Origin of the sequence: Parasaccharibacter sp. TMW 2.1888 (genome assembly GCF_023167265.1) — a bacterium.
GTDB classification, from domain to species: Bacteria; Pseudomonadota; Alphaproteobacteria; order Acetobacterales; family Acetobacteraceae; genus Bombella; species Bombella apis.
This window is the reverse complement of sequence record NZ_CP030979.1, coordinates 759,947-784,713: the sequence shown is the minus strand read 5'-3', so window position 1 is coordinate 784,713 and position 24,767 is coordinate 759,947. Positions and strand designations below refer to the sequence as shown.

Below are 24,767 nucleotides of genomic sequence, written 5' to 3'. Positions count from 1 at the left end.
GCAAGGAGGACAGCATGGATAATTTTGAATTCTATAACCCGACAAAAATCCTTTTTGGCAAAGGGATGATTGCCAGGCTGGATGAGCAGATCGACCAGCAGGCCCGGGTTCTTGTCCTCTATGGTGGTGCCAGCGCCGAGAAGAGCGGTACGCTGGGTGAAGTCCGCAAGGCATTGGGGCAGCGGACATTCTGCGAATTTGGCGGGATTGAAGCCAACCCGACTTACGAGACGCTCATGAAGGCTGTCGAGGTCGCCCGCAAGGAGAAGGTGAATTTCCTTCTGGCTGTCGGTGGCGGTTCCGTCATGGATGGCACGAAATTCGTTGCTGCTGCCGTGCCGTATCAGGGCGAACCGTGGGAAATCCTGCTGAAGCAGGGTGAGACGGTCCAGCAGGCCCTGCCGCTGGGAACGGTCGTGACACTGCCCGCTACCGGGTCGGAGATGAACAGCATTGCCGTGATCTCCCGCAAGGAGACGGGCGACAAGCTGGCTTTCTCGAACCCGCACGTCTTCCCGGTCTTTTCCATTCTGGACCCGACCCGCACTTTCAGCCTGCCGCCCCGGCAGGTGGCCAATGGTGTGGCGGATTCCTTCGTCCACGTGATGGAAGCGTACATGACCCTGCCGCAGGATGCGATGGTGCAGGATCGCTACGCTGAGGGCCTGCTGCTGAGCCTGCATGAGATTGGCCAGCGCATCACCAGTGCTCCTGCTGATGACTACGACCTGCGTGCCAACCTGATGTGGGTGGCAACACAGGCCCTGAATGGTCTCATCGGGGCTGGCGTGAAGCAGGACTGGGCCACCCATGCCATCGGCCATGAGCTGACGGCGAAATACGGGATCGACCATGCCCGCACGCTGGCCATCGTCTTCCCGGCTATGCTGAAGGAGCGTCGGGAGCAGAAGCGTGCCAAGCTGCTGCAATATGCCGCCCGTATTCTGGGGCTGACGGAAGGCACGGAGGATGAGCGCATCGATGCCGCCATCGCCCGTATCGAAGCCTTCTTTGAAGGGCTGGAGATTCCGGTCCGTCTTTCTGCCTACGACATCGACCGTGCTGGTATTGATCCCATCATTGCCCAGCTGGAAGAGCATGGCATGACAACTCTTGGTGAACATCAGGACATTACGTCAGAAATCAGCCGCAAAGTTCTGGAAAGAAGTTTGTAAGGTTCCAATATCTGGTTGGGGGGCGGCAATGGTCCGTGTTGTTGCTCCCCAGCCGACCTTTGGGCAGTGATTCAACACTGTCCATATCACACCCAGGTTCCGCTGCAGGGACCCGGGAAGAACGAGGTGTATCATGGCATTTGCCACTGTTAATCCTTATACGAATGAAGTTGTCAAAGAGTTTCCGGAAGCAACGGAACAGGACGTTCAGGCCGCCCTGGCCCGGGGACATGAGGCTTACGAAGCATGGCGGGAAACCAGCTTTGAAGAGCGCGCCAAGCTCATGAAGAACATCGGTGCCCTGCTGCGCCGTGATGCGGAGAAGCTGGCCCGTCTGGCTGCGCTGGAGATGGGCAAGGTTCTGGCCGAAGGGAAGGCCGAGGCCATCCTGTCTGCCCAGATCTGCGAATATTATGCCGAGAATCTGGCGGAGCTGCTGAAGCCGGAAGACCTGAAGCTCTCCGACCCCAAGATGGGGCGTGCCAAGCTGGTGTATGAGCCGCAGGGCATCGTGCTGGCCATCGAACCCTGGAACTTCCCGTATTATCAGGTGCTGCGCATTGTGGCGCCACAGCTTTCTGCCGGTAATGCGGTCCTTCTGAAACATGCAGGCAACCTGCCGCAGTGTGCTGCTGCCTGCCAGGAGCTGGTTGAAGAAGCGGGCGCACCGAAGGGGCTGTTCCAGAATATCTACATGCCGCACAAATTCACGGAGATGGTGCTGGATGATCCCCGTACCTGTGGTGTGGCGTTGACAGGGTCCGAGCGGGCCGGGTCCATCGTGGCTGGTGCTGCTGGCAAGGCTCTCAAGAAGGCGACCATGGAGCTGGGGGGCAGCGATGCCTTCATCGTTCTGGATGATGCCGACCTTGAGAAGACCGTCAAATGGGCCGTGTTCGGCCGCCACTGGAATGCCGGTCAGGTCTGTGTCTCTGCCAAGCGCATCATTGTGGTGGACAGCCTTTATGACCGCTTTGTGGAACTGTACAAGAAGGGCATTGCCGAGCTGAGGGCCGGGGATCCTTTGGACCCGAACACCAATTTCGCTCCTCTTGCTTCCCAGCAGGCTGCGGATGATCTGCGTGAAATGGTGGAGAAAGCCGTCAAGCAGGGAGCGAAGGCTGAGACCATTCCTGTAGCCGTGCCTAACCAGGGGGCGTTTTTCCAGCCGGTTGTTCTGACGGAACTGGATGAGAACAATGAGGCCCGTCATTGGGAGTTCTTTGGCCCGGTTTCCCAGCTTTATCGTGCCAAGGATGAGAACGATGCCGTTCGCATCGCCAATGACTCTCCGTATGGTCTGGGTGGCGCCATCTTCTCCAGGGATGAAGCCCGGGCAGTTCGTGTGGCGTCCAAGATCCGTACCGGCATGGTGTTCATCAACCACCCGACCACGACCAAAGCGGAACTGCCTTTCGGCGGTATTGCCCGCTCCGGTTATGGGCGTGAACTTATGAGCCTTGGGATCAAGGAATTCGTGAATCACAAGCTCGTCAATGTCATGGACATTGACTCTCCGTTCTGAAGAACGGGCTGGCCCGTATCTTTGGTCATGAAAAAGGCGGCTCCATCATGGAGCCGCCTTTTTTCGTGTCTGGAGGTTTTTATCGCCCCAGCATGGAGCCCATGACACCGTCCCGCCGGATGATGCCGTGCAGCAGGGCCGCTCCGATATGGGCGAGAATGAGCAGGATCAGCCCATAGGCCAGAAGACTGTGCAGGCAGCGCAGGACACCCCACAGATGGGGATGGAAGCCCATGAGCGGCGGGATGTGGTAGCCCCCCCACAGGGTGATCGGGTATCCGCCAGCCGAGAGCATGGCCCAGCCGACCAGCGGCAGGGCGATCATGAAGCCATAAAGCAGGATATGGGAGAAATGGGCGGCCAGCTTCATGGGGCCGGGCATGTCCATTGGCAGGGCAGGTGTGTGGTTGGCAAACCGGTTGACAAGCCGGATGACCACCAGCAGCAGGAGCAGGAACCCCACCGTGCGATGCAGCGTGAAGAGACCGGCATAGTGGATGGTGGAGTCATGCGCCATGACCAGCCCGACAAAGAGCATGACGATGATGAGGACCGCCATCACCCAGTGCAGCAGGATGGAGAGGCGGGGGAAGGGCGTAGCATGGCCTGTATTCTGTGGAAAAGACATGGGTTACTGGCCCTTCTCGTCTTGTGTGAGGGTCGGACTGGCAACATCGCCCGGCGTGACCATGCTGGGTGCTTTGTGCTCGGCAGACCGGGTTGCATAGGACCTCATGTAGACTGACGAGCGCAGGGCCAGCAGCGGGTCGTCCGAGGCGCTGATTCCGTCAGGCAGGATGGTGGGGTCGAACACCATGGGGCCACAGGGGCTTTCATCCTCGCTGTAGGCCTTCGTGAAGGTCACCGTGCCGACCGTTACCTTCTGGTCCGCATTGTCCCATGGTTGGCTGGAGTCGTTGACCGGGTCTCCTTCACGGGCCACCGTGGCAACGATGTCCCAGCGGAGGGGCCGTTGATCCAGCGTCTGGACCAGCCGTTTGAAGAGATAGTTGCCATCATTGGCGCCATTGCCGTCAGCCGGGCTGAAGGGTTCCTGCGCCACGGCAGCCCAGCGGACGGCTGTCTTTTTTCCGGCTTCATCTGTCAGGATGAAGCTGTCGAGGCTGTTGTATGTGTCGTTGGTCAGGTCGGATGTCTGCTTGTGGGCTTTTGCCTGTTCAAAAGCCGTTTTCAGCCAGGGGCGCTGGGCTGCATAGGCCTGAACGGCTACAGGGTCGGGCCTGTGGGTGGCAGGGTCCAGCTTTGCGGCCCCGAAGAAAGCGTAAGCATCGGCAATATCCCGCATGGACTGGAGAGGGGCATCCACCAGCGCCAGCCGCCAGTCATCACCGGATGGGGAGCGTATCTGCATGGAAAGGCTGCGGGCCACGGCGGGATTGTCCGGCAGATACGGCAGTGGCGGAGCCAGTGAGAAACGCCCCATGACAGGCAGATGTTCGCCCCTGAAGATGCCGGAACGGGACAGGGCCCGTCCCTCTGGAGAGGGATCAAACCAGCCGGTGGTGCACATGCCTTTGGCATGGGCACGGCGGAAGCCATTACCCGGAGCCCCAGCATTATGGAAGCGCTGCATGAAGTGGGAAGGAGATATGGCGGCCGGGCTGAAAATGTCGGCCGTCCAGGCCAGCAGGCCACCCAGACAGAGTGGCGGCAGAATGACAGCCGCCCAGCGGGCCGGACTGCCCTTGCGGGGGGAATGCGCCATTGGATGCTCTCCTCAACAGGTGACGAAACTAATTCGTAGGCTGTATCAGATGTTACCAGTGACGGGAAGAAAAGTGGACGGGCCGCACCAGGGGTCTCCACCCGCCGGATGGGGCGGGTGGAGCTGCCGTCCCTCTCAGGGCATCGCCCCGATGGGAAGCGGCTTGAGGTGGGCATTGGTGCCACGGCCTACGGCATCCGGGGCATCATGGGTCAGGTCCTCATGGGCCTCGGGATGTTCGGAGGCATTGACGTCACCAACCTGCTTGGGGTGGTGCAGCCCCTCATACTGGAAGGCACCGACCGACAGCGTCTCGGCCATCGTGGGAAGGTTCTTGGAGTCCCACCCGCCGCCAAGGCTGCGGATCAGCGAAACATCAGCCTGATACAGCCTTGTGGCCACCTCCACCTGCGTGATGCGGCTGCGGAGGGTGTTTTCCTGGCTGAAAATGGCATCCAGATAGGTGCCCACACCGCCCTGATAGAGCGTCATGGTCATGTTCTGGGTTTCCAGATTGGCATTGACGGCCTTTTCCAGAGCCTGGTTTTCCAGATTCAGGCGGTTGGTGCGGGAGAGACCATCCTCCACTTCCCGGAAGGCGGAGAGAACGGTCGTGCGGTACTGGTCCCGTGTTTCCCGGTAGGCGGACCATGACCGCTGGAGTTCCGCCCGATGCACGCCGCCATCAAAGAGCGGAATGTTCATGCGGGCACCGTAGGTCCAGAGCGAGTTGGCCAGATTGGCCAGCTTGAAGCCGTTGGCCTCGAACCCGGCATCCGCATTGAGAGAGAAATGCGGGTAGAAGGCGGCACGGGCAATGCCGATGGCCCGGTTGGCCTGGGCCATCTCACGCTCCGCACTGGCAATGTCGGGCCGCCGCTGGAGCAGGCCCGAGGGCACGCCCGCCGGAATGTTGGGCTGGTGGAAGTCCAGCGCCTTGACGGGGTCGATGTGGAAGCTGGAGGGCGCACTGTTGGTCAGCACGGCGATGGCATGTTCCGTCACCTCACGGGCGGCCTGGATGTCATACAGGGCGGCCTGCGTGGTGTAGAGCTGGGCTTCTGCCCGGGCGAGGTCCAGCCGGGGGGCCGCCTTGTATTTCAGCTGGGTGCGGGTGACATCCAGTGCCCGGTTATAATAGGCGATGGACTGCTGGTAGATGGCGATCTGCGCATCATAACCACGCAGCTGGATGTAGTCGGTGGCCAGCTCGGCCTCCAGGCTCAGCCGTGCCATGGCGAAGCGGGCGGCCTCCTGCTGGGCGGCCTGCCGGTTCATGCGGACACGGTTGCGGATGGCGGACCAGATGTCCGGCTCCCACGAGGCCAGACCGGCATATTCTTCCTGCGTCTGGGTCAGCGTGGCCCCGTTGCGGAAGAGCCTGTCTGCCGACTGCTTGTTGTCCGACCCGCCTGCATCAAGGCTGAGATGCGGGAGCAGGTCCGCCCGGGCTTTGGCCACGAGGGAGCGGGCCTGAAGGAAACGCTCGGCGGCGGCCTGGAGGTCACCATTCTCGGCAATGGCCCGGTCTTCCAGCTCGTTCAGCAGCGGATCATGAAAGAGCGTCCACCAGTCGCTGGGGAGAGTGGCATCGGCGGGCTGCGCCACGGCGAAGGGGGCCTGCCCCTGCCAGCTGTCCGGCACGACAAAATGCGGCGGTTCGTAGCGTGGGGCGAGGTCGCAGGCACCGAGGCCCGTCAGGGCCAGCAGGCTGCCACCAAGGGCAGTCCGGCGGGCAAGACGGCCCAGCCTGCGGCGGGTCTTCTTCATGGAGGAAGAACGGTCAGAGATCATGGTGGTCATCAGTCATCATCTCCGGATTCTTCCCAGCCGCTCTGGTTATAGCCCCGGGCCGGTGTCACGATGTGGACGGGGTCGCCTTCCAGAAGGTCGGCGGGCGGGTTGTTGATGATGCGGTCATCCGCCGTGATGCCTGCCTGAACCTCGGTGGAGCTGTCCGCCATCTTGCCGACACGGATGTTCTTGAAGTGGACGGTGTTCTTCTGGTCCACGGTTGCCACTTGCATTCCTTTTTCCTGAAAGACGAGGGACCCCGTGGGAATCTTCAGCAGGTGGGAGGCATTATTGTTGGCTTTCAGCGAGACAGAGGCGAAGGTCCCCGGCCAGAGGGCGTGGTCGGCATTGTCCAGCGTGAATTCGGAGACGGCCGTTCTCGTGTTGGGGTCATAGCCGAGGGATGCCGTCAGGAACTTGGCCGTGAAGATGCGGTCCGGATACTGCGGCACGTGGACCGCCGCCGTCAGCCCGTCCGTCAGCATGTAGGAGAAGATTTCCGGCACGGAGATGAAGAGACGCAGGCGGTGCGTGTCCGCCACGGTGAAGAGTTCGGAGGCCCCACCAGTGGCGTTGAGCTGCCCGCCCCCGCTGTTGACATAGTCACCCACATTGATGGAGCGGGCCGTCACGACACCATCGAACGGAGCCACGATCTGCTTGAACTTCTCCAGGGCGGCGAAGTGGTCCACATTGCGCTGGGCTGCTTCCATCTTGGCGTAGGCGGCCTGTTCATCCGCCGTGGCGACGGAGACGGACTGCCCGGAAACGGCCTGGGAGTGCCCCATGGCCCGCCAGCGGTTGGCTGTCACGGAGGCCAGATTGTACTTGGCCTTCTGGGCATCAAGGTCTGCCAGGGCCTGGGCGTACTGGGCATCCAGTGCCGGGGCGTTGATTTCGGCCAGCACATCACCCTGATGGACGACGGCACCGTAATCCTTGTACCACATCTTCACGTAACCGGAGACCTGCGCATAGATCGGCGCCTGATACCAGGCATCAATCGTGCCGGGGAGCGTGAGGCTCACCTTGCTGTCCGCCTTGTGGGGCAGGATGATGGCCACGTTGGGCACGGCACTCTGTTCCGCCACGTCATGCAGGTGGGCGTTGTGGGCCATGCGGCCGAGCAGCAGCACGATGATGTAGAGGCCCAGCGCCAGGGCGATCAGGCCGAGCAGTAATTTGTGTTTGCGGGACATGCTGGCCATCAGACGGTCTCCTTATGACGCGCAGTACGGTTGTGGATGATTGCATAGACACAGGGAACGAAGAGCAGCGTGGACAGCGTGGCGACAATCAGCCCGCCAATCACGGCCCGGCCCAGTGGGGCATTGGTGGAGTTGGAGGTGGCCATGGGGATCATCCCCACCACCATGGCAAGGGCCGTCATCAGCACGGGGCGGATGCGCTCCCGTCCGGCTTCCGTCGCTGCCCGGAGGGCATCACCATGCAGCTCGATCCGCTCCCTGGCGAAGGACACCACGAGGATGGAGTTGGCCGTGGCCGTCCCCATGCACATGATGGCCCCTGTCAGGGCCGGGACGGACAGGCGTGTCCCGGTCAGGAACAGGGCCCAGGCGATCCCGGCCAGTGCGCCGGGCAGGGCGGTGATGATGATGAACGGGTCCATCCAGGACTGGAAGTTGACGACGATCAGCAGGTAGATCAGCACGATGGAAACCATCAGCCCGATGATGAGCTGGCCATAGGCTCCGTACATGGTCACGGCGGCCCCATGAATCTCCGTTGCGGCCGTCTTGGGCAGCAGGGATTTCGTGTCGCTGATGACCTTCTTGACGTCCGTCAGCACGGCCCCGAGGTCCCGTCCTTCGGTGGAGACGTAGATGTCCACCTCCGGCATGGAGTTGAAGTGGGACACCTCACCCGGCGTGCCGGTCGGCACGACGGTGCTGATGCTGCCCAGAAGCTGGTCGCCCGTACCGGTCGGGTTGCCGTCGCCCTTGTCCACCGGAATGGTCAGCAGGTCGCTCAGATGCGTCAGCTGGTCCTGCGAGACGTAGGTGTTCAGCGGGAATGTGACGTCGTTGCTGGGGTCGAGCCAGAACTGCGGGTCCACCGTGCTGGAACCGGAGAGCGTCATCAGCTGGTTGTTGGCGAGGTCGGCCTCGGTCAGGCCGGTGGCCTGGCTGAAGGTCCGGTTGCCACGGATCATCAGTGTTGGTGTCTTCATCGTCTGCTGGATGACGACATCGGCAGCCCCCGGGATGTGCCGCAGGCGGGTCATGATCTTGCGGGCATAGTCATAATTGTCGGCAATGTCCGGCCCGTTGATCTGGATGTCGATCGGTGCGGGAGAGCCGAAATTGAGGATCTTCGCCGTCAGGTCCGCCGGCTGGAAGGTGAAGACCGTCCCGGGGAAGCGGGCGGAGAGGTCCTTGCGCAGCAGGGCACGATAATCCCACACGGGGGAGGCTTCGTTTTTCAGGGCGATGGTCAGGTCGCAGTCCTGCGTCCCGATGGTCGGTGTCGGGATGAAGGCCTGGTTGTGCGCCCCTTCCGGCAGGCCGCAGTTGCTGACGATCTCTTCCACCTGGCCGGGCAGGTCCTGCTCGATGCGGTCGGAGACCAGAGCGGCAATGCGGCCCGCAACCTCGATACGGGTACCCAGCGGGGCCCGCATGTGCATCTGGAGGGCGTTGGACTTCGTCTCCGGGAAGAAGTCCCGCCCGGCCGTGAAGTAAAGCCCCAATGACAGGACGGAAAGGCCGAGGAAGATGCCGACAAACAGTTTGCGCTGCTCCACACAGCGGACCAGAATGGCGTAATAGCCGTCCCGGAAGCTGTTGAACTTTTCCTCAAAGCCCCGCTGGAAGCGGATGAAGAAGCCCATGACACCGCTGCGTGGTGGCAGGGGAGCGGAATGGTTGTGGCTGTCCGTCCCGTCGCCACGGTTGGCCGGGTGACCGGCCGCCACGGCAGCAGCGTTGGCATCGGCAGTATGCTGCTCCCTGTCCGGGATGTCATGGCCGTGACCATGATTGGCCAGCAGATATTTTGCCATGGTCGGGACCAGCGTCCGGGAGAGGACGAAGGAGGCGATCATGGCGAAGATGATGGCTTCCGCCATCGGGCGGAAGAGGTAACCGGCCACGCCGTCCAGCTCGAACAGGGGCAGCCACACGATGCAGATGCAGGTGGTGGAGACGAAGGTCGCCGTCACGATCTGGTTGGCGGCATCGATGATGGCAGGTTCAAGCTCCTTGCCCATCTCGAGATGGGTGTCGATGTTCTCGATCATCACCGTGGCGTCGTCCACGAGGATGCCGACCGCCAGGGCCAGCCCGCCCAGTGTCATCACGTTGATGGATTCCCCGGCCCAGCTCAGCCCGATGACCGAGCAGAGAATGGCCAGCGGGATGGAGGTGGCGATGATGACGGTGGACCGCCACGAGCCGAGGAAGAGCAGCACCACGATGCCGGTCAGGAAGGCAGCGGTGACCATTTCCCGCACCACGTCCTTGATGGCGTCCTTCACGAAGATGGAGGCGTCGGTCAGGATGCTGACCTTCACGTCATCCGGCAGCACGGCCCGCAGGCGGGGGAGGGCCTTCTTCACGCCATCCACCACGTCCAGCGTGGAGGCTTCGCCGCTCTTCATGACGACGACCTCGACGCCCTGACGTCCCTTCACGAGCACGAGGTTCGTCTGCGGATGGCCGCCACGATAGACGTCCGCCACGTCGTGAACGTAGATCACCGCATTGCCCACCCGTTTGACCGGAATGTTGCCGATGGCCTTCATGCTCTTGGGGGTGGCGTTGGTCTGCACCATCCAGTCCACGGCGTCGATCTTCTGGTCACCGGCGGGCAGGACGATGTTCTGGTCATGCATGGCGTTCTGCACGTCCATGGCCGAGAGATGGTGCGCCCGCAGCTGGTCCTGGTTCAGCGTGACCATCACGAAGCTGTCCATCCCGCCATAGGGATGCGGCACCACAGCCCCCTCGACGGTGACCAGAAGCGGACGGACACGGATCATCGCCAGCTTGTAGAGGTCGGACGGCGTCTGCTTGTCCGAGGTGATCTGTAGCGAGATGACTGGAACGGAAGACGCATCCAGCCGCATGATCATCGGGGCCGGGATGTTCACTGGCAGCTGCTTGATGACGGTCTGGGAAATGGCGGTGACTTCCGCCTCTGCCTCGCCAATCTCAGACCCGGGCTGGAAGAAGATCGTCACGATCCCACGCCCGTAATAGGAGTTGGACTCCATGTGCTCGATGCCCTCCACGGTGGAGGTCACCATCAGCTCGTAATTGTAGATGATGCGGCCTGCAAATTCCTCAGGCAGCATCCCGCCATAGGTCCAGACGGCAGAGACCACCGGGATCTTGATATTCGGAAAGACGTCAGTCGGTGTTTTGAAGACTGACATCACCCCGAACATCACGATCAGGATGGACAGTACCACAAAGGTCAGAGGCCGCTTCAGGGCGGTGATGACAATGGCATTCATGGGTCGGACTGTTCCAGTTTTATTCCAGAGGCAGAAGGAAGCCGGGACAATCTAGGCAAAAAGGACGACAGGGCGAATTAAATACTGTTTTAGTCTGAGTTATGACATCTCCGTAAGGTACGGCACCTTCTTCTGTAGGGCAGGCAGAAAGGCCCCTGCTTCTGTTCTACAGTCCTCATCCTGTCACGAGATGAGGGGAGCATAGGTTACAGGAATGTCACGGAATGCAGCGCTCCGTCTGTATGGGTACGGAAGGAAAAAACCGCCAAGGGTGTTTCTTCCTTCCGTGCCGATAGTGTCAGTTTTTGGGAAGCTGGTCCGGTGTTTCTGCCTGCGGGATGGAGTGGCGGATGTGTTTCACGGTACTTTCCTTCACGGGGCTGCTGTTATTGCCCCAGCTCTGCCGGATGAAGCTGACAACATCAGCTACTTCCCTGTCAGAGAGCGTGTCCGCAAAGCCCGGCATGGTGAAGGCGGAGGCCGCCGTAGGCAGGGTGTGCATACTGTCGCCGGCCAGAATGATATGGATGAGTGATGTGGCATCATCCGTCATCACGATGGGGTTGCCAGCCAGTGGGGGGAAGACCGTTCCATACCCGGCACCATCGGTGCGGTGGCAGGCGGCGCAGCGGTCCATGTAGGTCTGTGCCCCGGGCTGGGAGAGGTCGGCACGGCGGAGCATGTCGGTCGTCGTGGGGTCATAGACCCAGGGTGTTTCCTTCCGTGCCGGGGCCAGCTGCATGAGGTAACGGGCAATGGCGTGCAGGTCCGCCTCCTTGAAGGCATGGGCACTATGGACGATGACAGGCGTCATCCCGCCAAAGCTGGCACCAGTCCGGGACCGCCCCGTGCGGAGGAAATCCACGATGTCCTGTTCGCTCCAGCGGCCCAGTCCTGTCCGGTTTTCCTGCCGGAGGGAGGGGACGACCCATTGTTCCACCACGCCCCCGCCAGAGAGGAAGAGCGGCCCGTCCTTGGCTGTCTGGGCTTTTTCATTGAGGGTGATGCTGCGGGGGCTGTGGCAGGCCCCGCAATGGCCGGGTCCTTCCACCAGATAGGCTCCACGGGCAAGTATGGGGTCGGAGAACTGGTTGTTGGTGCGCAGCTGGGCAGACTGGATGGAGGGTGAGAACAGCCAGCGCCAGATATGCAGGGGCCAGCGCATGGAAAGTGGCCAGATCAGCCCATTGGCGGGCGGGTCAACAGGCTGCGGTGTCACCCCCCTCTGGAAATAGACATAGAGGGCATGGATGTCCGCCTTGCTCAGCCGTGCGTAGGAGGGATAGGGCATGGCCGGATAGAGGGCGCTGCCATCCTTGCGGATGCCGAGCTGGACGGCCCGGGCGAATTCGGCTTCGGTATAGTGGCCGATGCCGTGGACGGGGTCTGGCGAGATGTTGGTGGAGTAGATGGTGCCTATGGGCAGCTTGAAGGGCATCCCCCCGCTGTAGGGTGGCCGCCCCGGCTGGGTGTGGCAGGCGGCACAGTCGCCCAGAACGGCCTGATAATGGCCCTCTTCAATCAGTCCGGCAGGCAGGGGAGCATCATCAGCCTGTGCAGGACGGGTGGGCAGGGTGGCAGCCACGATGCCCAGCAGACCCAGCCCCATCATCAGCAGGGGGCGAAGGGGGGATGTGCGTTTCGTGCCGGTGGAACGGAGGAACAGGGACATCAGGCGTGTACCATCGGGCCGGGATTGCGGAGATAGGTCTGGCGGATATGGTAAGCGGACCAGTAGGCCAGTGCTGCCACCAGGCCTGTCGGGTTGTATCCCATTCCTTGCGGGAAGGCGCTGGAGCCGATGACGAAGAGATTCGGGACGTCCCAGCTCTGGAGATACCGGTTCAGGGCGCTGGTCTTCGGGTTGCTGCCCAGAATGACACCACCGCTGAGATGTGTTGTCTGATAGATGCGGCTGTCGAAAAGCTGGCCCGGCTGGAGGCTGTTCAGGCTGGTCCGTGTGGCCCCCATGGCCTGGGCAATGTCGCCGATCTGCCTGACGACATACTGGTTCATGCGGATGTCGTTGTCCTTCCATGTGAAGGTCATCCGCAGCATGGGCTGGCCATAGGCATTGCGCCATGTGGGGTCCAGGTCGAGATAGACATCCCGGTAGGCCATGTTGCTGCCATGGGCATCAATGCTGAAGGAATGCCTGTACTGGTCGATCATGGCGGCCTTGTAGGCACCTCCCCAGCGGGGTGATCCTTTTCCGCCACTGCCCTGTGCGGCAGCAATGGGCTTGAGGCCCGCCTGATTGACCCAGACAGGAGACCCGCCAATGAAACCGGCCCGCCCCCGGTCGAAACCGGGCTGGTTGAAGTCATCAATGGCCACGCCAGCGCCGCCGGCGCCGACAAACTGGTTTGTGCAGCGGTTTTCCGGCAGCCAGACACGGGAGGAGGTGATGGTCTGGTAGGTGAAATTGCGGCCGATGGTCCCGCTCTGGCTGACCGGGTCATAGGGTTTGCCAATGCCGGATGTCAGCATGAGGTGGACATTGTGCAGCTGGAAGGCGCTGAGGATGACCAGATCCGCCTCAATGACCTGTTCGGAGTCGGTTTTGAGGTCGATGTACCGCACACCGGTGGCTCTCTTGCGGGTGTCATCCAGCAGGATTTCCAGCACCTGTGCCTGTGTGATGAGCCGGAAGCGTTTGTCCTGCCGCAGAGCGGGCAGGATGTTCACGTTCGGGGAGGCTTTGGAATAGAGATAGCAGGCATAGCCACTGCAATAACCGCAGAAGTTGCAGGGGCCCATCTGGCAGCCATAAGGGTTGGTATAGGGCTGGGAGGCATTGGCGGCAGGCATGCTGTAAGGGTGGAAGCCTGCCTCCCGGGCTGCTTGGCGGAAGACGCTGGCAGAGAAGGTGTCTGCCATGGGCGGCAGGGGAAAATGGCTGGAGCGGTCCAGGGCAAAGACGTTGCCACGGCCTGTTTTCTGCCCCTGCACGGAGGATGCCTCCCCCGAAGTTCCAAAGACCTTCTCTGCCTTGTCGAAAAACGGTTCCAGTTCTCCGTAGCTGATTCCGTAATCCTGGAGGTGCATGTCTTTGGGGATGAATTTCTGCCCGTAGCGCTCAATGGTGGCGCTGCGCAGGCGGAGGTCATCCTCCGTGACACGGAAGTGGCAGCCTGACCAGTGCAGTCCGGCACCACCAACGCCTTCGCCAGGGAGGAAGGCGGCCAGCTGGCGGTAGGGCAGGGCAGTCTGGTCCGGGCGGTTGCGGATGGTCAGGGAGGTGCGGGCCAGTTTCTGGAAGAGGCGCTTGCGCACGGCGCCCCGCAGTTCGTCAATGGAGCCGGGATAGGTCCCTTCCACGGCTGTGCTGTGGTCGTGCCCACGTTCCAGCATGGTGACGTTCAGTCCGGCCTCTGTCAGTTCCTTGGCCATGATGCTGCCGGCCCAGCCAGCGCCGATGACAACGACATCCGGCTTGGCGGGAGGGAATGTCTGGTCTGTCATGGTTCATCCCTCCTCATTCTGGAAAGAGGCGCTGTATGGGTCCGGTTTTGGAGGCATGCCGACCGGGCCCAGGGGGTAGCGGGCCCCGTCCTGGTTGATCCAGTCCATGAAGTCCGCCCTGGCACCGGGAAAATCCATCATTTTCCAGCCAGCCATGTTGTGGTTGCCGCCATAGGCAGGGTCGGAGAAGGCTCCTTCCAGTGTATTGGTCCGCAGCTGCTCGAAGAAGGCGGCACCGGGAATGTCATTGAGGTGGAGCCTGTTATCTTCCAGCGCATGCAGCACCTCATCCTGCCATTGTGGCGAGAGGGCTGCAAAAACGGCATCATGCAGCATGAGGCAATGGGTGTTTATGGGCGTGATGGCCCCACGATAGAGGTCCTGTGGGCTGTAGGGCAGCTGGTAGCCCAGCTCTGGCGGCCCATTCACGAAGGGAGCCTTCATGTACCAGAGGTCACCCCGGCCGTAAGGGGTGGTCATTTGCCTGTCGATGAAGCGGGGTACGCCGAGGGCCTGGGCTCCCGGCCCGTTTTCATCCTGCGGAAAGATGCGCTCGCACGCATGGCAGAGAAAGAGATATTCCTCCGCACTGAAAAAGACGGGCCTGTAATGGGCGGGGTCATCATCCGGGGGGGCGGGCTGTTGTTTCCCATCCTTTTCGTCTGCCCGGGCGGCATGGCTGAGCAGGGGAAGGCTGGAGAGGGAGGCTGCCCCTCCCATGAAGCCACGCCGGGACAGCGGGGCAGGAGCATCGTGGGAGGGAGGGGAGGAAGATGATGTCATCGCACAGGGCGGCCCGGTTTGAGAAAGTCCAGAAGAGGGGGCAGAATGGGAAAAAAGGCAGCAGAAGACAAGTTAACCAGCTGTCATGCCTGTTTTCTTCCGCCTTTTTTCCCGTATTGGGCGCACAGGTCCGTTATTGGGGCAGGGTGAGCATGTGGGGCTGGGGAGAATGGATGCGGCCTGCGGAAGGTGCCTGGCCTGTTTCCGTATCAGCCGGTTTCTGCCAGCTGCCGGCAGTGCTGGCAGCATTGCCAACGGCCCGGTCTGCCGTTGCGGTGGCACCGGTCACGACCGTGCTGGCCGGGGGCTGCGGTGCAGCCGGGGGTGTGCTGGATAGATCCGTGCTGCTCAGCTCCTGGCTCTGAATGGTGGCGGCATTCAGCGGTGTGCCTGTTGCGTCCGTCAGCCATGAGGCCAGATGGCTGCGAACCTGGTATTCCAGCTCGACATTCATGTCATCCATGAGCTGCGTGTTGAGCGTATGGAGGTTGTGCTCCAGCCCGAGCTTGCCCGGGGCATCAATCGTGCGCTGGACATGCGCCGTGATGAAGCCGTGGTGATGGCTGGCGGTGTCATTCAGGTTCAGCTGGACTGTATAACTCCCGCTGAGGGCATGGTGCGGGGCCTTGCTCATCTCCGCTTTCGTGATGGTGAAGCTGGCCGTACCGGATGCTCCCATGGCGTGCAGGCGCTGGCGCCCCATAAGGGCCAGAGCGTCGGCGGGGTTGGTCGGGCTGTGGGAGGACAGGGCGTCACTGTCGGGCTGGACCTGGTTGCTGACATCAACCTGGCTGACATTCAGGTTGAGGGGGGGCAGGTAGCTGTAATCCGGTGACGGGAATGTTTCCTCTCCGGAACCGCCGGAGGCACAGCCTGCCAGCAGAGCCAGCGCACAGCCCATTCCCAGGCTGAAGAGAGAGGAACGCAGCTTCATGCGGCTGACCAGATGAGGCGTTCTGGCACTATGGTTCGTCATGGTTTTCATGTCCGGCGCCTGTTGTTTTTTCGTGGTCCTGCGGGGTGAGCCGGTCCCGGTCGGGCAGGCCTGCTGTCCGACCGGCCTCAAAAAAGAAAGACTGCCCCCAGTGTCTGGAAGAAAATGGAAAAGATGTCCGGTTTTGTCCAGTCTCTTCCTGTGTGGTGGCCTGTGTATCGGTCTGGGAGGACGAAGGTGACAGGGCGATGTCCTTCCACAGGGCCGAGGCCTTGCCCACGCCATAATCTTCCAGCCGGAAGGGGTGGGCATGTTTCAGTTCCTCAATGCAGTTGGGGTTGCTGATGAACCATGAGAGGAGAAAGATGGGGACCAGTGGCGTAAGCGGCCCATCTCCCAGCAGGAGTTCACCCTGCGGGTGGTAGAAAAGGGGCTGCTGTGCTGTTTGCGGGTCTATCTGCCCTGCCGGGCCGGGCCAGAAGAGGTAGAAGGTTTCTCCGTTTCTTTCGTCACTGAAGCGGCAGGCCACACCTCTGTCTGTCGGCATGGTCAGTTCGGCCCGGATGATGCGGCCACTGAAAGGGGAGCAGGCCAGCGTGTGGGGGCCGGCGGGCCGTGTCTCCAGCATGGCCCGGATGAACCGGGGCGCAAAGGGCTGGCCAGTTGCATCCGCTGCCTCCAGCTCCAGTGAGGTCTCTTCACCATCCAGCAGTGTGGCGGGAGACAGGACAAGAAGCGACCTGCTGACAGAGCGGAACCAGAGGCCGAGCAGCTGGAGGCGGGCCGTGTGCGGCAGGTTGGTGAGTGGGGCCATGGCCTCATGCGGGAAGCAGGCCTCGGCTGGCAGAGGTGTTACCCGGCCCAGCAGCGTCGTGCTGAGTTGCTGTAGGGCGGGGGCAACGGCCTCCCTGATCTTCTGGCTCCAGTGTTTGTCCAGCGCCAGGGCGTGGCAGGCGAGGATATCCCCTTCAGGTGTGAGCCACCAGCAGGCTTCCTGCCCTGTGTGCCTGTGCTGGAGACTCAGGACCTCCATCCCGGCAGGGGCCGGATGACGCCCGTTGCACTGCCAGCCCGGATAGAGCCGTTCGACGGGCTGCCTGTCCCGCTGGAGAGGTACTGGAAGCCCTGCTGTCATGGCGCTCCAGCATCACCGTTTTTCTGGCCATCGGGCAGGCTTTCACGGGTGAAGGTGAAAGCCGTGTTGCAGAAATGGCATTCCATGGAGATCACGCCATCCTGTGCCATGTGGTCGAGGTCCTCCCCGCTGAAACGTTCCAGCACCCCCTGGAGGCGGGCCCGGCTGCACCGGCAGCCGAAGGAGAGAGGCCTGGCCGGGGCCAGCTCCACATCCAGCGTGCCGAAGAGACGGTTGATGAGCGCCCCGGGGGAGAGCTGTGGGTTGAAGAGCTCCTCTGCCGTCAGGGTCTGGCCAAAGGTGCAGGCCGTTTCCCACAGGTCCTGGATGGTGGCATCGGCTGGTCTGTGGTCATCATTGCCCGCAATCGGGGTGCTGTCTGGCAGGCGTTCCAGTACCAGGGCTCCGGCCTGCCAGCCCGATTCCGTATGGCGGGAGAAGAGGTGGATGGCGCAGTCATGCTGCTCACTGGTCTGGAAATAATGTTCGGCCATGTCAGCCAGAGTGGGGCCTTCGAGCCCGACAATGCCTTGATAACGGTCGGTATCCGGCCCCTGATCCACGGTAAAGGCCATATAGCCCTTGCCCAGCAGTCCGGAAGCATCTTCCGGCAGGGGGAGGGTGTAATCTTCAGCCATGCGGGCGGTAAAGCGCAGTTCGCCTGTATCGGTGCAGTCTGCAAGGAACAGGGAAACAGGTCCGTCTCCTTTGACCTGAAGGGAGAAGGACCCTTTGAATTTGAGGGCCGTCGCCATGGCTGCCACGAGGGCGAGCGCCTGTCCGCCAAGGAGGCGGACCGGTTCTGGCAGTTCATCATGGCGGGAGAGGATGGCCCCGGCCAGCGGGCCAAGTGTGATCAGCCGCCCCCGTACTGGCACATGGCCAAGATGGAACGGTGTGATGGCATGGGCGACCGTGAGGTCGGGGACATCATGCGGGCGGGGCGTTGCTGCGGGCGTGGTGGTTTCTGTCACCGGGGTCACAATCCTCTCTGTCGGGCCTGTCTGGCCTGATGCCGTACCCCCTCCGGGGCAGGCATCAGGCGGAAGGGTCTAGCCCTGATAGGCCGAAAGATCATCCTTCTCCATGCACCAGAGCAGAAGCCCTTTCTGGGCATGTAGGCGGTTTTCGGCTTCATCAAACACGATGGAGGCCGGGCTTTCGAACACGGCCTTGCTGACTTCTTCCCCTATATGGGCAGGCAGGCAGTGCATGAACAGGGCCTGGGGTGAGGCCAGCGCCATGAGGGTTTCATCCACATGGTAAGGGCGGAACAGCCTGAGGCGTTTTTCCGCATCTTCATCCCCCATGCTGACCCATGTGTCCGTGATGACGGCATCCGCTCCTGCTGCGGCCTCCTTGGGGTCATGCGTCAGGCGGATGTCACCGCCATTGTCCCGGGCCCATTGTACTGCGGTTTCGGACGGGGTGAACTCCCCTTCCGGTGTGGCCAGATGCAGGGTGAAGCCCAGTCGGGCTGCGGCCTCGATCATGGAGGTGGCAACATTGTTGCCATCGCCGATCCAGGCCAGTTTTTTGCCGGTGATAGGTCCCCTGTGTTCCTCAAAGGTAAGGATGTCGGCCAGAATCTGTACAGGGTGGGAGATCGGTGTCAGCCCGTTGATGACCGGCACGCTGCTCCAGCGGGCCAGCTCACGCAGGTTGGCATCCTTGCCCGTGCGCAGCACGATGACATCCAGAAAACGGGAGAGGACACGGGCCGTATCGGCAATGCTTTCTCCACGCCCCAGTTGCATGTCGGATGGAGCCAGCACGTTGACGGTCCCGCCAAGCTGTTTCATCCCGACTTCAAAGGAGACACGGGTGCGGGTGGAGGGGCGGGACATCATCAGCCCCAGCGCACGGCCGGCCAGTGGCTGGCCGGGGCAGAGCGGATGTCTGCGCCCCTGCTGGAGAGCCTTGACCCGTGCGGCGAGCGTGAGGATGTGCCGCAGTGTCTCGGTGGAGTGGTCCTTGATGTCCAGGAAGTGACGGGGCGATGAGGCCTTGGTGGTACTCACGCAGGTGTCTCCTTACTTGTTGGCAAGGGCGTGAGCAGCACGCCCGATGCGGGTGCAGGCTTCCTGACAGTCAGCCTCGGTTGCAATGAGGGGCGGAACCAGACGCAGCACGTTGTCCCCTGCGCCTATGGCCAGAAGGCCCTCGGCCATGACAGCGGCCAGAACATCCCCGACAGGGATGCGGCAGCGCAGGCCCCGCATCAGTCCGACACCACGGACTTCCTCGAAAATGGTGGGATATTCCCTCACGCAGGCTTCAAGCATTGTGCCAAAGGCGGCACCGGTCTTGCGGACATGCTCCAGAAAGCCGGGTGACAGAATCTCTTTCAGCACGGCCAGCCCGGCCGAGCAGGCCAGTGGGTTGCCGCCATAAGTGGTGCCATGCGTGCCGGGTGTGAGGTGCTGGGCCAGGTCTTCACGGGCCAGTACAGCCCCGAGCGGTACGCCCCCGCCAATGCCTTTGGCGGAGGACACGACATCCGGTGTGATGCCTGCCTGCTCGAAGGCGAAGAGCGTACCGGTACGGCCCATGCCGCTCTGTACCTCATCAATGCCCAGATAGAGGCCTTTCTCATCGCACAGGGCACGGAGGCCCTGCAGGAATTCATGGTCTGCTGCCCGGATGCCACTTTCCCCCTGCACGGGTTCCAGCAGGATGCCGGCTGTCTGGTCTGTCACGGCGGCCCGGACGGCGTTGAGGTCGTTGAAGGGCACATGGTCGAACCCTTCCACCGGTGTGCCGAACCCTTCCAGATAGGCCGGATTGCCGGTTGCGGAAATGGTGGCCAGTGTCCGTCCATGAAAGGCATTGTTGAAACAGATGATGCGTGTGCGTTCGGGGTGACCATTTTTGTACTGGGCCCGCCGGATCAGTTTGATGAGGCCCTCATTGGCCTCCGCACCGGAATTGCAGAAGAGGACTGAATCCGCAAAGCTGTTCGCCACCAGCATGTCCGCCAGGGCCCTGGCCTGTGGAACCTGATAGAGGTTTGAGACGTGGATGACTTTGCTGGCCTGTTCGGTGATGGCCTTCACGAGGGCCGGGTGGCTGTGGCCAAGGGAGGACACGGCAATGCCAGCTCCGAAGTCCAGATAGCGTCGTCCATCCGTGCCGGTGAGCCAGAGGCCTTCGCCATGCTCAAAGGCAAGGTCAAAGCGTTTGTAGTTCGGCATGATGGAGGCGATCATGGTGGACGCGTTCCCGGTCTGAAAAATCAACGACATACAGCCCGTATCCGGTGGCGCATCAGTTCCATGCCTCCAATGGAAAATACCCCTGTCCGGTTTTCAGATCAGGGGGAGCTGCCCGACCATACTGCTTGCAGAACGGGGAATCGTCAAACCCTGTTTTGCAGGCAGGCCATGGAGGGCTTTGCAGCCGGACGCATGGCTTTCAGTCCGGCAGCCGCCGATAGATGAGATTCCGTGCCAGCCAGCAGCTAACACGCAGCTGGTGGAGGCGTCCGTTCCGCCGTTCGAAGTGGAGGGTCCAGTCGCCGGGCGGGGTGTGATCCAGAGCCCGGGGGCAGGGGAAGGCCCACAGGTCCGGTCCCAGTCCGGTCAGCCGTTCCATCCGCCCTGTTCCCAGAAAACCGGAGAACCCGCCATGCAGCAGCCCGCTCTGGCTGGTGATGGTGAAACGGGAGCCGTCCAGCTCCTCACATTCATAGTCTCCGGCAAGTTCTTCCGGGTCGGGCTGGGGGCTGGCAGGGTAGGGGCGGAGCAGGGCATGCCGGTTCTCCCCTGGCCGTTCCATGATGATGTGGGGCGTGGGGATTTCCTGTGTGCTGGCCTGCATGTGTTCGCCCTGTATATGCCGCACACGGAGGTTCCCGGCCTCGGCAAGCTGGGGGGAGATGATGTCCAGCGTTTCCGGCAGCATGAGGTAGCGGAGCTGAAGCTTGCCCGGTGCTGCTGCGGTGATGCGGGCGGAGAGGCCGGTTTCCTCATCCAGCCAGAGGCCCTCCAGTGCATGGGGAGCCTGTCTGCCAGAGGGGGCCTGTCGGGCAGCCGGTTTTCCCTCTTCTCCCAGAAAGGCCCGGAACAGGTTGGCGGCGGCCTGCTGGGCCGGGGACATGTGGTTGAAGAGGACCACGACAGAGAGGCGCAAGGCGGCACAGTGCAGCCGGTGGGACCGCCAGCCCCGCAGGGCGCCGCCATGGGCTGTGATCTCATGGCCTGCGATGGTGCCATGCTGCAGCCCGAAGCCGTAAGGCGCCTTGTGCCCGTTATCGAACAGGACGGGGCGGCTCATGCGGTTATAGAGGCCTTCGGGGTCATCACGCTGCTGGTCGATGAAACGTTCCCAGGCGATCATGTCATCCAGCGAGGCTGCCATCCCGGCATCCCCTGTCCAGTAGATGTGATTGCGGGCGGGCCAGTAGCCGCCCTCCTGTGTCCCCTCATAGCCGGTTGTGCCATCGGGCAGGGCGCTGGTTTCCGCCGCCAGGATGGCTCGCCTCATGCCGACCCTGTCGAAAACATGCTGCTGGAGCAGCTCGGCAAAGCTCAGCCCGCTTTCTTCTTCCATCGCCTCGGAAATCAGACGGAAATTCTGATTGACGTAGGAATAGGATGTGCCGGGAAGAAACTGGAGGGACCGTGTCCCGGTGATGACCCTGTCGGAATCCGCCGGGCTGAATGTGCCTTCAATGGCGGCACCATGCAGCATGGCCACGGCCCAGTAATCCCGCAGGCCGGACTGGTTGTGAGCCAGCTGTGTGACAGTGGGCGGGTCGGAGCGGAGCCGGGGCAGTCGCCTGTGGATGTATGGGGCCAGGGTTTCCGGGTTTTCGTAACGGTCCAGCAGGGTGGCGCAGGTGAACTGCTTGGTGATGGAACAGATGCGGAACAGGCTTGCGGGCGTGAAAGGCAGGCGGCGTTCCAGCGAGGCATAGCCCCAGCAGTGCCGGGCGATCACTTCCCCCTCATGCAGGACGGCAACAGCTCCACCGGGGCCGGGATAACGGGTGGCCGTGGCGTGCATTTCTTCCTTCAGGCGCCCGGTCCGGGGCAGGATGGAGTGTTGTGCGTGCATGAGAACTCACTGGCGGGTACTATGGAGAGGCCTGTTACCAGTGATGAAGATTTTGGACGGGCAGGGCAAGAGCAAGTTATGGACTGATCGCATGGATGTTATCCCACCTTCACCAGATTATCAGAGCCTGAAAGACGCAGCTCTGGCCCATCTGGCCCGCTTTGCCACGACCCGGCAAAGCTTGCGGCAGATGTTGCAGCGGCGTGTTCGCCGCTGGGGGGTACGGGCTGCCCGGGCTGGCATGTTTGCCGAGGAGGTCGCTGCACATGAGGCCGTCTGCCTGCCGGTTATCGACCAGATCGTGGAGGAGATGGGGCGCTTCGGAGCTGTGGATGATGCGGCCTTTTCCCGTTCCAGGTCCCGCAATCTGGCCCGTGCCGGGCGGTCCCGCCGAGCTGTGCAGGCCCATCTTCAGGCAAGGGGCGTTGATGGTGAGACGGTCCGGCAGGCGGTGGATGAGAGCCTGGGAGAGGCAGGGGAGGAGCAGGCCCATCAGGCCGAACTGGCCGCCGCACTCATCCTGGCTCGCAAAAGGGCGGTCGGGCCATTCCACAGGCCCGACAGGCCGGAGAAGGAACACATGAAGGTACTGGCCATTTTTGCCCGCAACGGTTTTTCGCAGGATGTTGCGGAGAAGGCGCTTGGAATGGACAGGGAGGATGCGGAAGATCTGATTATCGGGTTCCGGTCCCTGTGATGTTCCGTTGGGCAGGAACCAGATTCAGCCTCAATGTCCGGTTAGGCTGATGTCTGGCGAGAATGGGCAGAGCGTGAGGTGGACCATGCAGAAAAGCGGGGCTGTCATGCAGGGATGGCAGATGTGGGACCGCCGGAAGGAGGTGCTGGCCCTGTGTGTCTGCCTCACTCTCGGAGCATGCAGCTCGGTCGGATCCTACCATGGGCCGGTGCAGTGTGCGCCTTATGCGCGGCAGGTGAGTGGGGTCAACCTGCGGGGGCGGGCTGCCAGCTGGTGGTGGGAAGCCCGGGGCCATTACCAGCGTAGCCACAGGCCACAGCCGGGGAGTGTGCTGGTGTTCCGGGCAAGCTCCCGTATTCCGGATGGGCATGTGTCGGTCGTGCGGCGCCTGCGGACGAAGCGGCGGATTGAAGTGGATCATGCCAACTGGGTTGGCGGGCGTATTGAGCACAGTGTGCCGGTGGAGGACATCTCCCCAAGGGGGGACTGGTCGCTGGTCCGGGTCTGGTGGGCCCCGGCAGGAAGTATGGGCAGGCGTGCATATCCCACCTATGGTTTTATCCTGCCAATGCGCTAGGATGCCTTCACGACATGGGTGGGCCCATGGGCCGGGGGTTGCACAATCAGTACGCCCCTGCCACATGGGGGACGCCTCAACCTTATCAGGGAGTATGGTCCTATGGGCAGCATGAGTCCGATTCATTGGATAATCCTTGCCGTTATTGTACTGGTGCTGTTCGGTGGTGGCGGCAAGATCAGCAGCCTGATGGGCGATTTCGCCAAGGGGATCAAATCCTTCAAGAAGGGCATGGCCGAGGATGACCGGGAGGGAACCGCCGCCCCGCAGCAGACTGACGAACGTCTGTCCCCGCCCCAGCCCCAGCAGGGTACGGCAGCGCCCCATCAGCAGCCGGATGCCCGTATGGCTGATGATGAAAGCCACCGTTCCCGTTGATCCCGCTCTGCGGAACAGTTCCGGCACCTGAAGACCCGATGATACCCATATGACTTTCTGCACAGACTGGCGGGCCGTGCCCCGCTCCTGCTGGGGTGCGGCCGTGGCTCTGGGCAATTTTGATGGCGTGCATCGAGGTCATGTCCATTTGCTTCAGAGCCTGAAGATGGCTCGCCCCGGCTGTCGGTTGGGGGTGCTGACCTTCGAGCCACATCCACGGTCTTTTTTCCGTCCGCAGGACCCACCCTTCCGTCTCATGCGGCCGGAGGTGCGTGCCGCCGCCCTGAAGGAACAGGGCGTAAGCTGCATCGTGCAGGCAGAGTTTGATGAGGCTTTTTCCCATCTGGGTGCCGAGGCCTTCGTGCGGGATGTGCTGATCGAGGGGCTGCATGTGGCTCATGTGGCCTGTGGGGCGGACTTCGCCTTCGGGCACCGGCGGGAGGGTGATGTCACGTTTCTGGAGCAGCTTCTGGTGGAGCATGGCGTGGGCGTCAGTATCGTCCCGCAGCTGGCGGATGTGGCAGGGCCGGTGTCTTCCAGCCGGATACGCCGTCTCCTTCAGGAGGGTTATCCCGAGAAGGCAGCGGAGCTTCTGGGGCGCAACTGGGCCATCACGGGAGAGGTGGTCCAGGGGGATCAGCGGGGGCGCCTTCTGGGGTTCCCGACAGCCAACATTGCGCTGAAGGAGCATCTGGAGCCTGCCAGGGGTGTCTATGCCGTGAGGGTGCAGATGCCGGACGGTCGGCTCGTGCCCGGCGTGGCCAATCTTGGCCGCCGCCCGACCATCAATGACGGGCGGGAGAGCCGGCTGGAGGCTCATCTTTTCGATGTGGATGAGGACCTGTACGGCCAGATTCTGGGGGTGGAGCTGGTTGCTCTGCTCCGGGACGAGAAACGCTTTTCCTCCCTTGATGAGCTGAAGGCCCATATTGCGGCAGATGCCGCACAGGCGAGGCAGGTGCTCGGCAAGACAGGGGGTTGACCGGGACGGCAGGCTCTCTCCATAAGTACAGTTATTTTTATCCCGTACTGAGAGCTGGCGC

General features: G+C 62.1%; 20 protein-coding genes. 6 read left to right on the top strand and 14 right to left on the bottom strand.

Annotated elements, in window-relative coordinates; all coding sequences use genetic code 11:
- Positions 1-14: 14 nt before the first annotated feature.
- Together DTQ13_RS03630 and DTQ13_RS03625 are read left to right on the top strand one after the other, a co-directional pair.
- On the top strand, positions 15-1,175 hold the full coding sequence (locus DTQ13_RS03630) for an iron-containing alcohol dehydrogenase (RefSeq protein WP_248461123.1): 1,161 nt from the start codon (positions 15-17) through the stop codon (positions 1,173-1,175).
- A gap of 133 nt (positions 1,176-1,308) precedes the next feature.
- On the top strand, positions 1,309-2,700 hold the full coding sequence (locus DTQ13_RS03625; RefSeq protein ID WP_081562921.1) for an NAD-dependent succinate-semialdehyde dehydrogenase: 1,392 nt from the start codon (positions 1,309-1,311) through the stop codon (positions 2,698-2,700).
- Positions 2,701-2,779: 79 nt separating this feature from the next.
- On the opposite strand, the gene DTQ13_RS03620 is transcribed toward DTQ13_RS03625, so the two are convergent.
- From DTQ13_RS03620 to DTQ13_RS03555, 14 genes are all read right to left on the bottom strand, one after another.
- Positions 2,780-3,328 (bottom strand): cytochrome b, encoded by a 549-nt coding sequence (locus tag DTQ13_RS03620; protein ID WP_248461121.1) that lies wholly within the window; start codon positions 3,326-3,328, stop codon positions 2,780-2,782.
- 3 nt (positions 3,329-3,331) lie between these two features.
- Positions 3,332-4,426, bottom strand: coding sequence for a catalase (locus DTQ13_RS03615; RefSeq protein WP_248461119.1), 1,095 nt, complete (start codon positions 4,424-4,426; stop codon positions 3,332-3,334).
- A 135-nt stretch (positions 4,427-4,561) separates the two neighbouring features.
- Positions 4,562-6,220, bottom strand: a complete 1,659-nt coding sequence (locus tag DTQ13_RS03610; RefSeq protein ID WP_408902122.1) for an efflux transporter outer membrane subunit — start codon at positions 6,218-6,220, stop codon at positions 4,562-4,564.
- Between the two features lie 8 nt (positions 6,221-6,228).
- Positions 6,229-7,428, bottom strand: coding sequence for an efflux RND transporter periplasmic adaptor subunit (locus DTQ13_RS03605; RefSeq protein ID WP_248461118.1), 1,200 nt, complete (start codon positions 7,426-7,428; stop codon positions 6,229-6,231).
- A complete protein-coding gene (locus DTQ13_RS03600; RefSeq protein ID WP_081562917.1) occupies positions 7,428-10,697 on the bottom strand; it encodes an efflux RND transporter permease subunit in 3,270 nt (1,089 codons plus the stop codon). Before DTQ13_RS03600 ends, DTQ13_RS03605 begins: the two co-directional genes overlap by 1 nt.
- A 298-nt stretch (positions 10,698-10,995) precedes the next feature.
- Positions 10,996-12,369 (bottom strand): cytochrome c, encoded by a 1,374-nt coding sequence (locus tag DTQ13_RS03595; protein ID WP_248461117.1) that lies wholly within the window; start codon positions 12,367-12,369, stop codon positions 10,996-10,998.
- Positions 12,369-14,162: a GMC family oxidoreductase gene (locus DTQ13_RS03590; RefSeq protein WP_146046919.1), complete on the bottom strand. Its 1,794-nt coding sequence runs from the start codon at positions 14,160-14,162 to the stop codon at positions 12,369-12,371. The genes DTQ13_RS03595 and DTQ13_RS03590 overlap by 1 nt, the downstream gene beginning before the upstream one ends.
- Positions 14,163-14,165: 3 nt before the next feature.
- On the bottom strand, positions 14,166-14,945 hold the full coding sequence (locus DTQ13_RS03585) for a gluconate 2-dehydrogenase subunit 3 family protein (RefSeq protein WP_081562915.1): 780 nt from the start codon (positions 14,943-14,945) through the stop codon (positions 14,166-14,168).
- A 133-nt stretch (positions 14,946-15,078) separates the two neighbouring features.
- Positions 15,079-15,921 carry a hypothetical protein gene (locus tag DTQ13_RS03580; protein ID WP_143539940.1) on the bottom strand — a complete coding sequence of 281 codons (843 nt, stop codon included), beginning with the start codon at positions 15,919-15,921 and terminating at the stop codon, positions 15,079-15,081.
- Positions 15,908-17,014, bottom strand: a complete 1,107-nt coding sequence (locus tag DTQ13_RS03575; RefSeq protein ID WP_248461116.1) for a hypothetical protein — start codon at positions 17,012-17,014, stop codon at positions 15,908-15,910. Before DTQ13_RS03575 ends, DTQ13_RS03580 begins: the two co-directional genes overlap by 14 nt.
- The gene (locus DTQ13_RS03570) at positions 17,011-17,988 is read right to left on the bottom strand and encodes an Hsp33 family molecular chaperone HslO (RefSeq protein WP_248461115.1); all 978 of its coding nucleotides are present in this window, start codon (positions 17,986-17,988) and stop codon (positions 17,011-17,013) included. The genes DTQ13_RS03575 and DTQ13_RS03570 overlap by 4 nt, the downstream gene beginning before the upstream one ends.
- 78 nt (positions 17,989-18,066) lie before the next feature.
- Positions 18,067-19,035, bottom strand: coding sequence for an ornithine carbamoyltransferase (gene argF, locus DTQ13_RS03565; protein ID WP_081562912.1), 969 nt, complete (start codon positions 19,033-19,035; stop codon positions 18,067-18,069).
- A 12-nt stretch (positions 19,036-19,047) separates the two neighbouring features.
- The gene (locus DTQ13_RS03560) at positions 19,048-20,223 is read right to left on the bottom strand and encodes an aspartate aminotransferase family protein (protein WP_043559342.1); all 1,176 of its coding nucleotides are present in this window, start codon (positions 20,221-20,223) and stop codon (positions 19,048-19,050) included.
- 205 nt (positions 20,224-20,428) lie between these two features.
- Positions 20,429-22,072, bottom strand: a complete 1,644-nt coding sequence (locus DTQ13_RS03555; protein ID WP_043558947.1) for a D-aminopeptidase — start codon at positions 22,070-22,072, stop codon at positions 20,429-20,431.
- Positions 22,073-22,163: 91 nt separating this feature from the next.
- Here DTQ13_RS03555 and DTQ13_RS03550 point away from each other — a divergent pair, with 91 nt between their 5' ends.
- The 4 genes from DTQ13_RS03550 to DTQ13_RS03535 all read left to right on the top strand — a co-directional run bounded on the left by DTQ13_RS03550 (position 22,164) and on the right by DTQ13_RS03535 (position 24,706).
- Positions 22,164-22,769 carry a regulatory protein RecX gene (locus DTQ13_RS03550; RefSeq protein WP_248461112.1) on the top strand — a complete coding sequence of 202 codons (606 nt, stop codon included), beginning with the start codon at positions 22,164-22,166 and terminating at the stop codon, positions 22,767-22,769.
- 121 nt (positions 22,770-22,890) lie between these two features.
- Complete coding sequence (locus tag DTQ13_RS03545; RefSeq protein ID WP_248461219.1) at positions 22,891-23,346, top strand: CHAP domain-containing protein; 456 nt, start codon at positions 22,891-22,893, stop codon at positions 23,344-23,346.
- 102 nt (positions 23,347-23,448) lie between these two features.
- Positions 23,449-23,724 carry a twin-arginine translocase TatA/TatE family subunit gene (locus tag DTQ13_RS03540; protein WP_248461111.1) on the top strand — a complete coding sequence of 92 codons (276 nt, stop codon included), beginning with the start codon at positions 23,449-23,451 and terminating at the stop codon, positions 23,722-23,724.
- 49 nt (positions 23,725-23,773) lie between these two features.
- A complete protein-coding gene (locus DTQ13_RS03535; RefSeq protein ID WP_248461107.1) occupies positions 23,774-24,706 on the top strand; it encodes a bifunctional riboflavin kinase/FAD synthetase in 933 nt (310 codons plus the stop codon).
- The last annotated feature ends 61 nt before the right edge of the window (positions 24,707-24,767 follow it).

Bases quoted from the DNA above. Each gene is read 5' to 3' on its own strand.
- DTQ13_RS03630 (WP_248461123.1), top strand. From the start codon at position 15: ATGGATAATTTTGAATTCTATAACCCGACAAAAATCCTTTTTGGCAAA.
- DTQ13_RS03625 (WP_081562921.1), top strand. From the start codon at position 1,309: ATGGCATTTGCCACTGTTAATCCTTATACGAATGAAGTTGTCAAAGAG.
- DTQ13_RS03620 (WP_248461121.1), bottom strand. From the start codon at position 3,328: ATGTCTTTTCCACAGAATACAGGCCATGCTACGCCCTTCCCCCGCCTC.
- DTQ13_RS03615 (WP_248461119.1), bottom strand. From the start codon at position 4,426: ATGGCGCATTCCCCCCGCAAGGGCAGTCCGGCCCGCTGGGCGGCTGTC.
- DTQ13_RS03610 (WP_408902122.1), bottom strand. From the start codon at position 6,220: ATGATCTCTGACCGTTCTTCCTCCATGAAGAAGACCCGCCGCAGGCTG.
- DTQ13_RS03605 (WP_248461118.1), bottom strand. From the start codon at position 7,428: ATGGCCAGCATGTCCCGCAAACACAAATTACTGCTCGGCCTGATCGCC.
- DTQ13_RS03600 (WP_081562917.1), bottom strand. From the start codon at position 10,697: ATGAATGCCATTGTCATCACCGCCCTGAAGCGGCCTCTGACCTTTGTG.
- DTQ13_RS03595 (WP_248461117.1), bottom strand. From the start codon at position 12,369: ATGTCCCTGTTCCTCCGTTCCACCGGCACGAAACGCACATCCCCCCTT.
- DTQ13_RS03590 (WP_146046919.1), bottom strand. From the start codon at position 14,162: ATGACAGACCAGACATTCCCTCCCGCCAAGCCGGATGTCGTTGTCATC.
- DTQ13_RS03585 (WP_081562915.1), bottom strand. From the start codon at position 14,945: ATGACATCATCTTCCTCCCCTCCCTCCCACGATGCTCCTGCCCCGCTG.
- DTQ13_RS03580 (WP_143539940.1), bottom strand. From the start codon at position 15,921: ATGACGAACCATAGTGCCAGAACGCCTCATCTGGTCAGCCGCATGAAG.
- DTQ13_RS03575 (WP_248461116.1), bottom strand. From the start codon at position 17,014: ATGACAGCAGGGCTTCCAGTACCTCTCCAGCGGGACAGGCAGCCCGTC.
- DTQ13_RS03560 (WP_043559342.1), bottom strand. From the start codon at position 20,223: ATGATCGCCTCCATCATGCCGAACTACAAACGCTTTGACCTTGCCTTT.
- DTQ13_RS03555 (WP_043558947.1), bottom strand. From the start codon at position 22,072: ATGCACGCACAACACTCCATCCTGCCCCGGACCGGGCGCCTGAAGGAA.
- DTQ13_RS03550 (WP_248461112.1), top strand. From the start codon at position 22,164: ATGGATGTTATCCCACCTTCACCAGATTATCAGAGCCTGAAAGACGCA.
- DTQ13_RS03545 (WP_248461219.1), top strand. From the start codon at position 22,891: ATGTGGGACCGCCGGAAGGAGGTGCTGGCCCTGTGTGTCTGCCTCACT.
- DTQ13_RS03540 (WP_248461111.1), top strand. From the start codon at position 23,449: ATGGGCAGCATGAGTCCGATTCATTGGATAATCCTTGCCGTTATTGTA.
- DTQ13_RS03535 (WP_248461107.1), top strand. From the start codon at position 23,774: ATGACTTTCTGCACAGACTGGCGGGCCGTGCCCCGCTCCTGCTGGGGT.